This window comes from Candidatus Pelagibacter sp. HIMB1636, assembly GCF_052047675.1.
In the GTDB taxonomy this organism is placed as follows: domain Bacteria; phylum Pseudomonadota; class Alphaproteobacteria; order Pelagibacterales; family Pelagibacteraceae; genus Pelagibacter.
The window spans coordinates 1,132,900-1,148,359 of the sequence record NZ_JBNAJP010000001.1 but is presented as its reverse complement, the minus strand read 5'-3'; the positions used below and the strand labels follow the sequence as shown (position 1 = coordinate 1,148,359).

16 protein-coding genes are annotated in these 15,460 nt (G+C 31.7%); 14 read left to right on the top strand and 2 right to left on the bottom strand.

Annotated features, from left to right (window positions below; all coding sequences use genetic code 11):
- The first annotated feature begins 18 nt into the window (after window positions 1-18).
- The 14 genes from ACTTA6_RS05975 (at window position 19) to ACTTA6_RS05910 (ending at window position 13,720) form a co-directional block, all read left to right on the top strand.
- On the top strand, window positions 19-1,080 hold the full coding sequence (locus ACTTA6_RS05975) for an NAD(P)-dependent alcohol dehydrogenase (protein ID WP_440613667.1): 1,062 nt from the start codon (window positions 19-21) through the stop codon (window positions 1,078-1,080).
- Between the two features lie 19 nt (window positions 1,081-1,099).
- The gene (locus ACTTA6_RS05970; RefSeq protein WP_440613668.1) at window positions 1,100-2,638 is read left to right on the top strand and encodes an extracellular solute-binding protein; all 1,539 of its coding nucleotides are present in this window, start codon (window positions 1,100-1,102) and stop codon (window positions 2,636-2,638) included.
- 72 nt (window positions 2,639-2,710) lie between these two features.
- Window positions 2,711-3,574, top strand: coding sequence for a carbohydrate ABC transporter permease (locus ACTTA6_RS05965; protein ID WP_075505839.1), 864 nt, complete (start codon window positions 2,711-2,713; stop codon window positions 3,572-3,574).
- 3 nt (window positions 3,575-3,577) lie between these two features.
- The gene (locus ACTTA6_RS05960; protein ID WP_440613669.1) at window positions 3,578-4,426 is read left to right on the top strand and encodes a carbohydrate ABC transporter permease; all 849 of its coding nucleotides are present in this window, start codon (window positions 3,578-3,580) and stop codon (window positions 4,424-4,426) included.
- Entirely contained in the window at window positions 4,426-5,505 is a 1,080-nt protein-coding gene (locus ACTTA6_RS05955; RefSeq protein ID WP_440613670.1) for an ABC transporter ATP-binding protein, read from the top strand. Before ACTTA6_RS05960 ends, ACTTA6_RS05955 begins: the two co-directional genes overlap by 1 nt.
- A complete protein-coding gene (locus ACTTA6_RS05950; RefSeq protein WP_440613671.1) occupies window positions 5,498-6,571 on the top strand; it encodes an ABC transporter ATP-binding protein in 1,074 nt (357 codons plus the stop codon). Before ACTTA6_RS05955 ends, ACTTA6_RS05950 begins: the two co-directional genes overlap by 8 nt.
- A 126-nt stretch (window positions 6,572-6,697) precedes the next feature.
- Window positions 6,698-7,858 carry a TRAP transporter substrate-binding protein gene (locus ACTTA6_RS05945; protein ID WP_262589921.1) on the top strand — a complete coding sequence of 387 codons (1,161 nt, stop codon included), beginning with the start codon at window positions 6,698-6,700 and terminating at the stop codon, window positions 7,856-7,858.
- Between the two features lie 76 nt (window positions 7,859-7,934).
- Complete coding sequence (locus ACTTA6_RS05940) at window positions 7,935-8,519, top strand: TRAP transporter small permease subunit (protein WP_440613672.1); 585 nt, start codon at window positions 7,935-7,937, stop codon at window positions 8,517-8,519.
- Window positions 8,509-9,870: a TRAP transporter large permease gene (locus tag ACTTA6_RS05935; protein WP_262589918.1), complete on the top strand. Its 1,362-nt coding sequence runs from the start codon at window positions 8,509-8,511 to the stop codon at window positions 9,868-9,870. Before ACTTA6_RS05940 ends, ACTTA6_RS05935 begins: the two co-directional genes overlap by 11 nt.
- 6 nt (window positions 9,871-9,876) lie before the next feature.
- A complete protein-coding gene (locus tag ACTTA6_RS05930; protein ID WP_440613673.1) occupies window positions 9,877-11,205 on the top strand; it encodes an amidase in 1,329 nt (442 codons plus the stop codon).
- Window positions 11,206-11,382, top strand: a complete 177-nt coding sequence (locus tag ACTTA6_RS05925; RefSeq protein WP_179850415.1) for a hypothetical protein — start codon at window positions 11,206-11,208, stop codon at window positions 11,380-11,382.
- Window positions 11,383-11,399: 17 nt separating this feature from the next.
- Entirely contained in the window at window positions 11,400-12,305 is a 906-nt protein-coding gene (locus ACTTA6_RS05920) for a DMT family transporter (RefSeq protein ID WP_440613674.1), read from the top strand.
- An 85-nt stretch (window positions 12,306-12,390) separates the two neighbouring features.
- A complete protein-coding gene (locus ACTTA6_RS05915; protein WP_440613675.1) occupies window positions 12,391-13,107 on the top strand; it encodes an alpha/beta hydrolase in 717 nt (238 codons plus the stop codon).
- A 49-nt stretch (window positions 13,108-13,156) separates the two neighbouring features.
- Complete coding sequence (locus tag ACTTA6_RS05910; RefSeq protein ID WP_440613676.1) at window positions 13,157-13,720, top strand: hypothetical protein; 564 nt, start codon at window positions 13,157-13,159, stop codon at window positions 13,718-13,720.
- Here ACTTA6_RS05910 and ftsY read toward each other — a convergent pair.
- Both ftsY and dapF read right to left on the bottom strand, forming a co-directional pair.
- Entirely contained in the window at window positions 13,713-14,630 is a 918-nt protein-coding gene (ftsY, locus tag ACTTA6_RS05905) for a signal recognition particle-docking protein FtsY (protein WP_440613677.1), read from the bottom strand. The genes ACTTA6_RS05910 and ftsY overlap by 8 nt on opposite strands.
- The gene (gene dapF, locus ACTTA6_RS05900; protein WP_440613678.1) at window positions 14,630-15,454 is read right to left on the bottom strand and encodes a diaminopimelate epimerase; all 825 of its coding nucleotides are present in this window, start codon (window positions 15,452-15,454) and stop codon (window positions 14,630-14,632) included. Before dapF ends, ftsY begins: the two co-directional genes overlap by 1 nt.
- Window positions 15,455-15,460 lie beyond the last annotated feature (6 nt).

Below are 15,460 nucleotides of genomic sequence, written 5' to 3'. Positions count from 1 at the left end.
ATTAAAGGAGAGATAATAATGAAAGCACAGGTTTTGCATAAATATGACCCTGAAATGAAAGAAAAGGTCTGGGTCACAGGTGAGGAGATGCCAGATCCTAAAATTGAAAAGGCGTCAGACGTTATAGTTAAAATTGGTGCTGCAGGAGTTTGCAGAACTGATTTACATATTATTGAAGGAGTATGGAAACACATCCAAGATCCAGATGGAAAATTATTACCATGCGTAATGGGACATGAAAATGCTGGTTGGGTAGAAGATGTAGGTTCAGACGTTACTGAATTTAAAAAGGGTGATCCTGTAATATTACACCCACTTATTTCCGGAACAGGAGGAACTTGTTTAGATTGTAGAAGAGGTAATGATATGCATGCTGAAGCAGGCGCATTTCCTGGATTAAGTATTAAAGAAGGTGGCTACGCTGAATTATTAAAAACTAGCGTTAGAAATCTAATTAAACTTCCAAAAGTATTAGCACCTAAAGATGTTGCACCTTTTTCGGATGCAGGTCTTACAGCTTATAGAGTGGTAAAAAAAGCAACAAGACATTTGCTACCTGGTCAGAGCTGTACAATTATTGGTGCAGGAGGTTTAGGTCACATCGCTATTCAATGTTTAAAAGCTATGTGTGCAGCAGATATTATTATTGTTGAAAAATCTGAAGCAGCATTGAAACATGCAATGGAACTTGGTGGTGACCACGGAGTTTTAATTGATGGAAACGAAATTGAAAAAGTTCAAGAACTAACAAAAGGAAAAGGTTCTGAAGCTGTAATTGATTTCGTAGGTGAAAAAGGATCTACTGCCATGGGAATTCAAATGACTTCTAATGGTGGTTTTTACTACATAGTTGGATATGGAGAAGAAATTAAATCACTTGCAGTAGATTTAATTATTTCTGAGAAAACAATTGTAGGTAATTTAGTGGGAACGTGGTCTGAATTATATGAATTAATGGAGTTAGCTGACAGAGGTAAAGTTAAGCTTTCTATGCAGGAGTATAGTTTAGACGATGCTAATAAAGCGCTTCATGATCTTAACGATGGTAATGTTAAGGGACGAGCTGTTTTAGTTCCATAAAAAAAAAAGAGAGGTGATAATGAAAATAATAAAAACCTGCTTAACGGCTGTAATATCAAGTATGATGATATTTAGCCCTATGGCATATGCTGATAAGTGGAGTGATCAATTCCCACATATCAAAGCAACAGGAGATATTCCAGGTGATTGTTCTTATGAGGAAATGTCTAAGAAAAATTACAAAGGAAAAACTCTTAAAATAAATACTCACGCAATTCCAGTAATGGGAGAGCCAACAGCTCTTCATGCTGAACAGTTTGAAAAATTAACTGGAGCTAAAGTTGAAGTTACTCATACACCAGCAGGTGATTTGTATTCTAAAGCAATGGTTCCTTTTCAAGCTGGACAAGCACCTTACGATATTGTGTTTGGATTTTCTAACTTTATCAATGACTGGAAAAGATATTTAGCACCAGTTCCTAAGAAGTATATGAACTCAACAGAGATGAAAGATGTAACCAAATCTCATATGGGAGTATCATCTTGGGATGGAACTATGTACCAGTATCCAGTTGATGGTGACAGACACTATCTAAAATATAGAAAAGACGTCATTGACAATCCTGAAATGCAAAAAAAATATAAAGCAGAAACAGGAAAAGATCTAAAAGTTCCAACAACTTGGAAAGAATATGCTGAGATGGCAAAATTCTTTAATGGTTGGGACTGGGATGGAGATGGTGAGTTAGAATATGGTTCAGCTGAAGTTATGAAAAAAGACGACTTAATGTTCGCAGCTTTTTTCAGCAGATCAGTTGCATATGCTAAAAATCCAAGAACTCCAGGTGGTTTCTTTTTTGATTTAGAGACTATGAAACCAAACATTAATAATCCAGGTTTCGTTGAAGCTTTAACTGATTGGGTTGAAGCTACTAAATATGTTCCTCCAGGAGGAATTAACTTTGGTTTAGGTGACGAAATCGGTTCATTTGGTGGTGGACAAACTCTATTTAGTTTTTCATGGGATGATGCATTTATTGCAGCAATGCAAGATGATAGCCCTATTAAAAACAAAGTAGGTACAGCTCCGCTTCCAGGTGCTAACAAAGTTTGGAACAGAGTTTCAAATAGTTGGGAAAATCAATACAACCAAGCTCCTTACATTGTTTGGGGTTGGGCAGTTGGTGTTGCTAAGAAAAGTAAAGTAAAAGATATGGCGTTTGATTATCTTTGCTTCTTCTCAAACGGAGCAAACCACCAAGCTGATTTAGCAATTGGTAGATTTGGTGTTAACCCATTCAAAAACTCTGACTTCGACCCTAATATTTATATTAATAGCATGGGTTGGGATCCAGAGATCGCTAACAGTTACACTCAAACACTTTTAGATATGGAGAAAAGTCAAAATAGAGTTTTCCCTTTAAGAGTTCCAGGTGTATTTGAGTTTACAAGTGCTGTCGCTACAGGAACTTCTAAAGCTTTAGCAGGACAATTGTCTCCTCAAGAAGCATTAGACGAAGTTGCTAAAGAGTGGGAAGCAATTGTAAGTAGAGTAGGCAAAAAAGCAGTAAGAGATGCCTACGCTGTTGGTGTTAAAATGGAAGATAACCAACTATAATAATACTTAAATTATGTGGCCATTTATTAAAATGGCCACATATAAAAAAAATAATATAATCCAATTTTACAAATGAACTTTAAGCATAAATATTTCTTTTTGTTTCCAGGTCTATTTGTACTTATTGGAATTTTAATCTTTCCAATTATTTTTGTAGTTAGACTAAGTTTATCTGGATGGAATAGTTATAATCCAGGTTTGGATTTTATAGGTATAGAAAACTATATCCGTCTTTTTACAGATGACCCAAGATTTTGGGAATCTTTTTTCAGATTAAGTTTTTTGTCTGTTACAACAGTAATTCTTCAGTATGTGATTGGATTTGCTCTTGCACATATGGTTTGGAAAGACATCAAATTTAAAAGATTTTTTAGAGTTTTATTTTTAGTCCCAATGATGACAACTCCTGTTATCATGACCGTTATTTGGAGAACTTTTTTTCATGAATCATTAGGACCAGTTAATGATATTTTATCTAATTTTGGTTTATCTCCGAAATGGTTAACAGACCCAGCTTTAGCTAAATTTACCGTAATTATAGTTGAGGTTTGGCAGTGGACACCGTTTATGTTTTTACTTTTATTAGCAGGTTTATTGTCATTACCTAAAGAACCATTTTTAGCTGCTGCAATTGATGGAGCTAGTCCAGTTAGAAAATTTATTTATGTAACTTTCCCACTAATGGCACCTATATCAATTGGGGCAATAATTATAAGATTAATTGAGGCATCAAAAATTATGGATACCGTTTATGTCTTAACATCAGGAGGGCCAGGTACCTCAACAGAGACGTCAAGTTTTTATATTTTTATTAAAGGATTAAGAGAGTTTCAAATGGGATATGCAGCCTCAATGTCTTTTACATACCTAATTATCATGATCATAAGTTTAACAATTATAGCAAAAGTTTTAACTAAACTACTTTTAAAAGAATAAATAATGAGCAAGCTTTATACATTTTTAAAATATTTTTTTATTGTCTTTTGGGCAGTGTTTGTTGTTGCTCCTTTTCTTTGGGCCTTAACTACATCGTTTAAAGATTTTCAATCTGTAAATGGAGGAGTTACTTACATACCATGGGTAGATTTTGAGCCTAATCTAGAAGGTTGGAAAGTTTTGATAAAATCTCCAGCTAAAGGTGGAGTTGATATAGTCGAACCTTACTTCAATAGTTTATTTGTAACCTGTACTGCAAGTTTAATTAGTATAATTCTTGGGACATTGTCAGCTTATGCTTTATCCAGATATACTTTTAAAGCAGGCTTTGTAAAAAATAATGACATTACATTTTTCTTTATTTCTCAAAGAATTATGCCACCAATTGTTTTATCAATTCCATTTTTCTTATTTTTAAGTTCAATTAATTTATTAGATAGCTTAGTAGGATTGATTGTAGTTTATATTGTTTTACTGATGCCTATAGCAGTTTGGATTATGGTTGATTTCTTTAATAAAGTTCCAAGAGAAATTGATGAAACAGCTTTGATCGATGGATGTAATCCTTATCAAGCTTTCTTAAAAGTAGTTCTACCAAACTCAATACCAGGATTAATTGTTGCTGGGATGTTTTGTATTATTTTTGGATGGATAGATTTTTTCTTTGCGTTCATTTTAACTTTCACAGAAGTACAGTTATTACCAGTTAAAATTGTTGCGCTGAACTCATCGGTTACTCCATGGTGGAGTTTGTCAGCATCTGCTCTGGTTTCAGTTGCACCATTGATTATAGTAGCTTTCGTAGTTGAGAGATATTTATCTAAAGGAAATCTATCAGGAGCAATTAAATAATGAATTTAATTGCTAACAACTTAACTTATAAACCAAGTGAAGAATATCACTTAAACGAAGTGTCCTTTAATTTTAAAGAGGGGAATTTATACACTATTCTTGGAAGGACTTTGTCAGGTAAAACAACTTTGTTAAAAACTATAGCTGGCCTTTTAACTCCAGATAGTGGGGCTATAGAATTTGATGGTAAAGATTTTTTGAAAGTTCCAGTTTGGCAAAGAAATGTAGCTATGGTGTATCAACAATTTATTAATTATCCTCATTTAAATGTATTTGAAAATATTGCATTCCCTTTAAGACAAAGAAAAATTGATAATGAAGAAATAAAAAATAAAGTAATGGAGTCTTTAAAATCAGTTGGGTTAACTGGCTATGAAAACAGAAAAATTCAAGAGTTGTCTGGCGGTCAACAACAACGTGTTTCTTTAGCAAGATCATTAGTTAAAAATGCTAAGATATTATTGCTAGATGAGCCTTTAGTTAACTTAGATTATAAATTGAGAGAACAGCTTAGAGAGGAATTTAAGAGTTTGTTTTCAAAGGGTTTAGCTGATGAAACTATTTTAATTTATTCTACTACAGATCCAAGAGAAACCATGGAATTAAATGGAGAAGTAATTGTTTTAGATGAGGGTAAAGTGTTACAAGTAGGTCCAGCAAAAGAAATATTTGAGAACCCAAGTTCTTTAAAAGTTGCTGAAATTTCTAACGATCCACCTATGAATATTATTGAAGCAGAAATATCTAATGAGCAAATAAGATTTGAAGGTATTGAAATTAAAGCACCTAATCATCTATCAAAATTAACAGATAGCGGATTAAAGATTGGTTTAAGATCTTCAGATATCGAACTTAATGAAAATGGTCACGAATTTGAAGTTGAGCTTGCTGAAATAAGTGGTTCTGAAACTTTACTCCATTTAAAAAGAGGAGCTATAAAAATTATTATTTCTATAGAAGAGGTTTTGAATTTTAAAATTCATGACAAGATTAAAATAGATTTTAAAATAGATAGAGCTTATGCTTTTGGTGCTAATGGTAAATTAGCATCCTCACCTTTTGGAGGACACAATGGCTAAAATTGATTTAAGCAATATCTCTCATTCTTATAATCCAAATGATCCAAATCCAGTTTATGCATTAAATCCATTTTCAATGACTTGGGAGAATGGAAATAGATATGCAATATTAGGTCCCTCTGGATGTGGAAAAACAACAATGTTAAATATTGTTTCTGGATTAGTAAGACCATCAGCAGGAAAAATATTGTTTGATGATAATGAAGTTACAGATTTAAAAACTGAAGAAAGAAATATTGCTCAAGTATTTCAGTTTCCAGTAATTTATAACACCATGACAGTTTTTGAAAATCTTGCTTTTCCACTAAAGTGTAGAGATTTCTCAAAAGCTAAAATAGATGAAAGAGTTAACTCTGTTGCAGAAACTTTAAATTTAAAATCTTTTTTAAACTCTCCTGCAAGAAAATTAACAGCAGATCAAAAACAATTGATATCTTTAGGAAGAGGTTTGGTTAGAGAAGATGTTGCTGCGGTTTTAATGGACGAGCCTTTAACTGTTATTGACCCTGATTTAAAATTTAGATTGAGAAGAAATCTAAAAGAAATAAACGAACAATACAAAACAACTTTAGTTTATGTAACACATGATCAAAACGAAGCCATGACATTTGCAGATAATATAATTGTGATGAGTGAAGGAGAAGTTGTACAAACAGGTTCACCTAAAGAATTATTTGAAAGACCTAATACAACTTTTGTTGGTTACTTTATTGGTTCACCTGCTATGAATTTGTTTGACAGTGAAGCAACTTCAGAAAATACAGTTAAAATAAATAATATAATAATTAAGACGAATACAAATCTGTCTAATTTAAAAAGTAAAAATATAAAATTAGGAATTAGATCTGAGTTTATTAAAATTGCAAAAAATCAAAGTGAAAATCTTGTTGATGTAAATGTTCAAAAAGTTGAAGATTTTGGTAATTATAAATTGATTACTGCAAGAATGGATAATTTTGAAATTAAATCTAAAGTTAATAGAGAAACTGAAATTTCAGGTGAAAAAATTAAACTTCATATACCAGCTGAAAAGTGCTGTATTTATGAAAATAATAAATTAATTTAGGTTTTAATTTCTACCTATAATTGCAAAAAAAACCCTATCTAACCCATTCTAGGTCGTTTTTTAGAAAGACTCTAATATGAAAATGTGTTTTAGTGCACGTCAAGTTAATTAACTAGAGGAGAATAAATGATTAAGAATAAAAAATCTTTGAAGAGTTCTAAAACTCCTTCAAGAAGAAAGTTCTTCAAAGCAGCGGCAGCAACTGGTGCAGCAACAGCAGCAGCAGTAGCTATGCCAAACATTGCTTTAGGTGACGGTCACGTTACTCTAAAAATGCAAGCTGCTTGGCCATCAGGTGCTAACATATTTTTCGAAATGGCTTCAGACTATGCGAAAATGGTTAGTGACATGTCAGGTGGTAAATTAAAAATTGATGTGCAACCAGTTGGAGCAGTTGTAAAAACTTCTGAAATTGGTCAAGCAGTTAGTTCTGGAGTAGTAGATATGGGTCACTGGGTGACAGCATACTGGTACGGAAAAAACCCTGCTGCATCTCTTTTTGGAACAGGTCCTTCATACGGAATGTCGTCTCAAGAAGTTATGGGATGGATGGAGTATGGTGGAGGAAGAGCATTATATGAAGAAGCTGTAAAAAGTGTAGGATTTAATTACACAGGTTTCTTCCATATGCCAATGCCTGCACAGCCTTTTGGTTGGTTCAAAAAGAACGTAACTAAAGTATCTGATGTTAAAGGTATGAAGTATAGAACTGTTGGTCTAGCGACTAACGTTTTAACTGCTATGGGAATGGTTGTAAGACAGTTACCAGGTGGTGAAATCCAACCAGCAATGAAAACTGGTTTGATTGATGCTGCTGAGTTTAACAACCCAACATCAGACTCACAGTTTGGAATGCAAGACGTCTCTAAACACTATCACTTAGGAAGTTTCCACCAATCTCAGGAAATGTTTGAAATTCCTATGAACACTAAGAGACTAAACAGCCTTTCACCTGAACATCAAGCTATCTTGAGAAATGCTGCTTATGCTGCAAACTCAGATAACTATTTTAAAGCATTGGTTAGATATTCAACTGACCTTGCTAAGTTGATGAATGAGCATAAGGTTAATGTTTACCAAACGTCTGATGCTATCCTAGCAGAACAATTAAAAGGTTGGGATAAAGTTGTAGGAGAGTTTTCTGCTAAAGATGCTTTCTTCAAAAAAGTAGTAGACTCACAAAAAGCATACGCTAAGAGAACTATGAAGTATCTGTTGATGAATCAACCGAACTACAAATTAGCTTATGAAAATGAGTTTGGTCCAATCGAAAAAGTTAAAATCTAATTAACTTTAAAATAAATTTAAAAGGGGGTTGAAAAACCCCCTTTTTTTTACACGTATTTTAATATATTTCTTTGATATGAAGTCATTTATACAATTTGCAGATACTCTCAGCACATCAATGGGTAAAGCTTTCTCTTGGTGCATCGTAGTTTTAATGGGAGGAACTGTTTATGAAGTAGTGATGGCTTACGTTTTTAATTCTCCAACGCTATGGAATTTTGATTTTAGTATGCAAATGTATGGTGCAATTTTAATGATGTCAGGTGCTTATTGTTTAGCTACGGAATCTCACGTAAGAGGAGATGTTATATATAGATTGTTTAGTCAAAGAACTCAGGCTTGGATTGATTTAGTTTTATACTTTATTTTCTTTTTTCCAGGTGTGATCGCGTTAGCTTTTTATGGATATGAATATGCTGCGCTTGCTTGGAAAATAAAAGAGACTAGTTGGAGTAGTCCAGCTCAAATCCAAATTTATATGGTTAAATCGATGATACCAGCTGCAGGTGTTTTATTAATTATTCAAGGCATCAGTGAAGTATTTAGATCTATTATATGTATTCAAACAGGACAATGGCCAGCACGAATGGTCGTTGCTGAAGAAACAGAACAAGTTTTAATGAGAACAGCTCAAGAAGAGGACAAAAAAAATGTTATTTAGTTTAACAAATCCAGAAATTGCAATTTTAATGATGGGTATGTTTTTGTTTGCAGTTCTATTAGGTTTCCCGATTGCTTTCACTTTAATGGCTATGGGAATAGGCTTTGGATATTTTGCTTATTACGATGCAACAATGATGGAGCACATTTTTGATAATCGTATATTCCAATTGTTTGTTCAAAATACTTATACTGTTATGGACAACAACGTTCTTACGGCTGTGCCTTTATTTTTATTCATGGGATATCTAGTTGAAAGAGCAGGGATTGTAGCTAAACTATTTTTTGCAATTAGATTGGCAGCACATAGACTTCCAGCTTCAATGGCGGTAGCTGCACTAATTACTTGTACATTATTTTCGACAGCTACAGGAATTATTGGTGCTGTTGTAACTTTGATGGGATTGTTAGCATGGCCTGCAATGGTTAAAGCAGGTTATGATAAAAAATTTGCGTCAGGAATTATTTGCGCAGGTGGATGTTTAGGAATTTTAATTCCACCAAGCATTATGCTAATTGTTTATTCGGTAATAGCCCAACTATCGCCCTTAAGACTTTTTGCAGCAGCGATATTTCCAGGTTTACTTTTAGCAGGTCTTTATATTGCATATGCAGTATTTAGAGCATGGTTAAATCCATCAATTGCTCCTAGACCTCCTAAAGAAGATATTCCTCCAACTGGTGAAATTTTAAAAGAAGTTTTAGTTTCTTTCGTTCCGTTGTTTGGTTTAATTATGCTTGTTTTAGGAACTATTTTAGCAGGTATTGCAACTCCAGCAGAAGCTGCAGCAGCAGGAGCTTTTGGGGCAATACTTTTATCTTGGTTTTATAAAACACTTAAATGGCAAAACTTTAAAGAGTCTGTTTTTTTAACAGCTAAAACAACTGCAATGATCATGTGGCTGTTTATTGGTTCCTGGACTTTTTCATCGGTGTTTTCTTATTTAGGGGGACACGAGGTTTTTGAACACTTCTTTACTTCTATAAATATTACGACTTGGCAGTTTTTAATTATCACTCAAATAATTATTTTTCTTCTAGGATGGCCTTTAGAATGGACTGAAATTTTAATTATTTTTGTTCCAATATTTTTACCCTTGTTAGAAGTATTTGGTGTTAATCCATATTTCTTTGCAATGTTAATTGCTTTAAATTTACAAACATCGTTTTTAACCCCACCCATGGCTATGTCGGCTTATTATTTAAAAGGAGTTCAAAAATCTAATGTTGAACTTATGGATATATTCAGAGGAATAATGCCATTTTTAGCAATTGTAATATTTGCGATGTTTTTAATGTATATGTTCCCAGGAATAGCGCTTTGGTTACCGGAAACTTTATTTGCACAATAAAAGAAAATGACAGATGTTTTTTCATTAAAAGTTGAAGAACTTGCTGTAAAAATTAAAGAAGCACAAATTACATCAGTAGAGTTATGTAAAATTTATATAGACAGAGTAAATAAATTTGAAAAAGACGTAAAAGCATGGGCGCATTTAGATAAAAAACTTTTATTAGAAAAGGCATCAGAGGCTGATGAACATAGGAAATCAGGCAAACCACTCGGTCCACTTCATGGAATACCTGTTGCGGTAAAAGATATTGTTGGAACTGTTGATATGCCTACAGAATGTGGAACATCAATAAGAAAAGGGAAATCATATTCTCAAAATGCTGAAATAGTTGATCTATTAATATCTGCTGGAGCAATTATAATGGGCAAAACATCAACATCAGAATTGGCATTTTTAGGTCCTTCAAAAACTACAAATCCTCATGATTATTCTAGAACCCCAGGTGGATCATCTAGTGGATCTGCAGCAGCAGTAGCTTCTTTTATGGCTCCGCTTGCAATTGGTTCTCAAACAGGAGGTTCGGTTATAAGACCTGCATCTTATTGTGGAGTTGTTGGTTATAAGCCCAGTTATGGATTAATAAGTAGAAATGGAGTTCTTAAAACATCTGAAAAATTAGATCACATCGGTGTTTTTGGAAGATCGGTAGAAGATGTTGCTCTTCTTGCTAAAATTTTAATCAAAAAAGATAATTATGACACAGCAACAGTTCATTACTCTAGTGATGAAATGTTAGTAGAAACAAAAAAAGGACCTTTGTTTGATCCTAAATTTATTTTTTACAAAACTGATCATTGGAAGCTTCTTGGAAAAAAATCAAGAGAAGCATTTGATTACTTTATAAAATCATTCAAAAATAATATCGAAGTTTTTGATACACCTTCGTACTTTAAAGATATTCATAAATACCATCAAATAATTCATGAGACGGATTTAGCTAATAATTTTTCACTCTATTATAAAAAGTATAAGAAAAAATTATCTAAGTATATGCAAGATGCAATTTCCAAAGGTAACAAACATTCTGCAAAAGAATATGCAGAAGCTATAGATTTTATGAAAAGAAGTTATGAATCTTATAAGGAAGTTTTTGAGGATTATCATGGAGTTTTATCCCCATCTAGTCCTGGAGTAGCACTGAAAGGTTTAAAAAGTACAGGAACGGCAGAATTTAATAAAGTATGGTCTTATTTAGGTACACCTTGTATATCATTACCTATACTTCAAGGTGAAAACAATTTACCTTTAGGTGTACAATTAATTGGTGCAAAATATGATGATCAAAGATTTTTAGGTGTTGCTAATTGGTTAGAAAAGGAATGTAATAATTAAATGCAAAAATTTACAACATTTTTAGGTTCTCTTCTTGCAATTGCTTTTTTAGTAGGACTTGCAACAACGTTGACTAGATCATCGATGATTGGATTTTTTGATGTTCTTCCTGTTTATATTTTGATGGGTGGAGCAATCTTTATGATGGTTTACGAAGCGTTTTTCGATAAAAAATAATTTTTCTTAATATACAATTGTCTAGTCAAAATAAAAATTTATTAGCTTTATCTCTTTTATTTATTCAACCGATATTCATGGCATCTAATTTAATTGTTGCTAGAGGTGGTGTTGAGTTTGTACCCCCAATTTCATTGGCTTTTTGGAGGTGGACGTTTGTATTTTTACTTGTTTTACCTTTCACATATTCATCATTAAAAAAAAATTTCAAAGTTATTAAAAATGAATACTCAAAATTATTTTTTCTAGGCGCAATGGGATGTGGAGTTTGTGGGGCTTTTCCTTTTTTAGCAGGTAAAACGACAACTGTTACAAATATGGGAATTATTTATACCTCATCTCCTATTTTTATAATTATAATTTCTGCAATATTTTTTAAAGAGAAAATTAATTTATTAAAAATTATTGGTTTGATTTCGTGTTTAGTTGGAGTTTTAGCAATTATTATTAAAGGAGATTTAAATTTACTTTTAAATTTAAATTTCACCATTGGAGATTTATGGATGTTGGCAGCTGCGATTGGCTGGGCCTTATATTCGATTTATTTATTTTACTGGAAATCTCAATTATCGATTTTTACTAGATTTTCTATGATATCTTTTTTTGGTGCAGTAAGTTTATTTCCATTTTATTTGGCAGAAGAAATTTATTTTGAACAAACTATATTTAATTCTGATTTTTTATTGTGGACTATATTTGCAGCCGTTTCACCAGGAATTATAGCATTTACTTTATATACTAAAGCTCAAGAAAGCTTAGGAGCTTCACTTACTGGTTTTACTTTGTATGTATTTACTATCTATGCAGCAATTTACGGATTTATATTGTTTGATGAAAATTTAGAAACATTTCATTATATTGGTACTGCACTTGTTTTTGTTGGAGTTTACTTAGCAAAGAAAAATTATGATACCAAAACCTAGGAAATTAATTTTGCAAATTATATTTTGGATCTTAGTTATATATTTTATTTTACTAGCTTATCTTTTTATATTTCAAAGAAATCTAATGTATCATCCCCAGGAAAATAATTATTCAGGAGATAAAATAGAAGTAGAAATAGAAAAAGTTGAAATTCAAACAGCAGATAACATTAGCCTTTTAGGATGGTTTCATAAAAAAGATTTGAAAAAATTTAAGACTGTTGTTTATTTTCATGGAAATGCAGGAAGCCTAGAAAATAGAATTCATAAATTAAATCATTTTAAAAATATGGATGTAAATTTTTTAATTATCGCTTGGCGTGGATTTAGTGGAAATTTAGGAAAACCATCTGAAAATGCTTTATATGAGGATGGAAAAAGCGCAATTAACTGGCTTAAAAATAAAGGTTTGAGTGACAGTGATTTAATCATTTATGGAGAGTCACTTGGCACAGGAATTGCAACCGAGGTTTCTCAAAATAAAAAATATGCTGGTTTAATTTTAGAAACACCTTTCACTTCAATGATTGCTGCAGCTAAGAATTTTTATCCATACATTCCAGTCTCTCTAATATTGAAAGATAAATATAAAAATGATGAAAAAATAAAAAATATTAATATTCCAGTTTTAGTTATGCATGGCGAAAAAGATCAAATTGTTCCTTTTTCAATGGGAAAGAAGATGTTTGATTTAGCAAATGATCCAAAGTCCTCTTATTTTACCAAACATGATGATCATATGATGGAATTTGATAATAATATGGTTTTCCAACTAAGTTCATTTATAAAAAGTTTAAATTAAGCCACAATCAAAACAATTTTATTCCAAAAATTCTAATTAATTTCTAATCATGAAGAAATTATTCATTTATATTTTTTTGACTTTTCTTATTTCAGGAACTTCTTTTTCTAAAGAAAATTTGTCTTCAATTGAAAATTTATTTTTTATTGATCAAATGAACTCACATGATGAAAATTTTGCTTTGTATTTTAAACCAAGAGAAAAGGCTATATTAGCAAAAGGCGAAGTAAGTAATTACATCAATGATTACCCTAAAGATCTCTATATATATGATTATAAAACAGAAGTATCATCACCATTGATTTCTTATGAATGGTTTCCACGAAAAGCAAAAAATTTTTTAAAGGAATATAATTTTCCAGTTTTTCCAGATGATTTTGCTTATTATCTATTAAAGGATAACAAAACATTGGTAATGATTAGTGCTGTTAAAAGTTTAAAAGTAAATTTCAAATACGATATTGTTGAAAAGAAATTAGATTTATATCCAACCAATGGAAAGTTTGATTTCATTATTTCCTCTATTGCAAAGGACTGCGGACACTACAAATTTAAGGATAATTATAGATGTAGTTTCTATAAACCTTTAATATCTAGTAATTTAATTAAGTAATTTGTGTAAACGCATCAGCAAATTTTTCAGCTTCAAAAATTTGCAGATCATCTTCCTTTTCACCTAAACCAAGTGCAATAATTGGTATTTTATACTTTTTGGCTACAGCCAGAAGTATTCCCCCCTTAGCTGTTCCATCTAATTTTGTCATCACTAAGCCTGTAATTGGGATAATTTTATTAAATTCTTCAACTTGATTTAAAACGTTTTGACCTGAAGTTGCGTCTAAAACTAAAATCACATTATGAGGTGCACTTTCATCTATTTTTTTTGTAACGTTTGCTATTTTTTTATATTCTTCCATTAGGTTTTTTTTATTTTGCAATCTTCCAGCAGTATCAATTAAAACTTGATTAAAATTTTTTGAAATAGAAGTTTCTATTGCCTTATAAGCTACAGATGCAGGATCAGATCCTTGTGAAGATTTTGTAATTTCAACATTAATTTTTTTTGCCCAATTTTCTAATTGCTCTATAGCAGCAGCTCTAAATGTATCTGATGCTGCCAACATAACTTTATTACCATTTTCTTTTAATATTTTACTAATTTTCCCAATAGTTGTTGTTTTACCAACGCCATTAACTCCAGAAACTAAAATGGCATTAAGTTTTTCTTTATTTTTAAAAAATTCATTATTTTCTAGAGGTTTCATAACTGAGATAATGTACTCTTTAAGAATATTATTTATCTCAGCAGTTAAATCTTTGTTTGGATCTATTTTTGTTTTTGAGATTATTTCTCTAATTTCTGAGGCAGAAGCTACCCCAACATCTGATTGAATTAAATAATCTTCAATTCTGTCTAAAGTTTTGTCATCAATTTCTTTTTTGACAACTATATCTCTTAGGCCCGATGTAAAAGCTGAAGCACTTTTTTTAAATCCTGATTTAAATTTTTCGAAAATTCCCATTAAATTTCTATATCGATTTCTTTTATATCAGAAACAGGACCTTTCATGTGGATACTATTGTTTTCATCTATAGATATCGTCAATCTTCCAGTAGAAAATTCGATGTTAACTTTATCGCTAGCAAGTCCTGCCTGCTTAGCAGCAAAGGCAGTAGCACAAGCTGCAGTTCCACATGCTTTTGTCAAACCAGCTCCTCTTTCCCAAACTTTTACTTTTATTAACTCTTTGTTTACTATTGTGGCTATTGTGACATTACATTTTTCTGGAAACAGTTTGTGGTTTTCTATTTCTGGGCCAACTTTTTCTATTTTGAATTGTTCGTTGTCTTCCACAAAAAAAATTATATGAGGATTTCCCACATTGACGGCCGTTCCTCCAAAAAATTCATTATTATTTGAATCAACAATTTTAATATTTAAGTTTTTAGTTTCTAATTCTTGAGATAATGGAATTTCATTCCATTTAGTTCTGCCCAAACCAATTTCAGTAGATACTAATTTTTCTCCTAAAATGTGAGATTTTAAATGGCCAGATAAAGTTGTTAATATAATCGTGTCTTTATTTTTTTCTTTTCCTAATAGCTCAGCCACACACCTTGTACCATTTCCACATGCACCAGAAATCCCACCGTCAGAGTTAAAAAATTCTATTGAAGCATCGTAATCTTGGTCTTTATTAATTAATATAAGTTGGTCGCATCCTATAAAGTTTCTGTCACAAATTTTAATTATTTGGTCTTTGGTAAGATTTGTAACTTTTTCTCTATTATCAATAATTACAAAATCATTGCCTAAACCGTCCATTTTAAATGCTTTAATATTCATAATTAG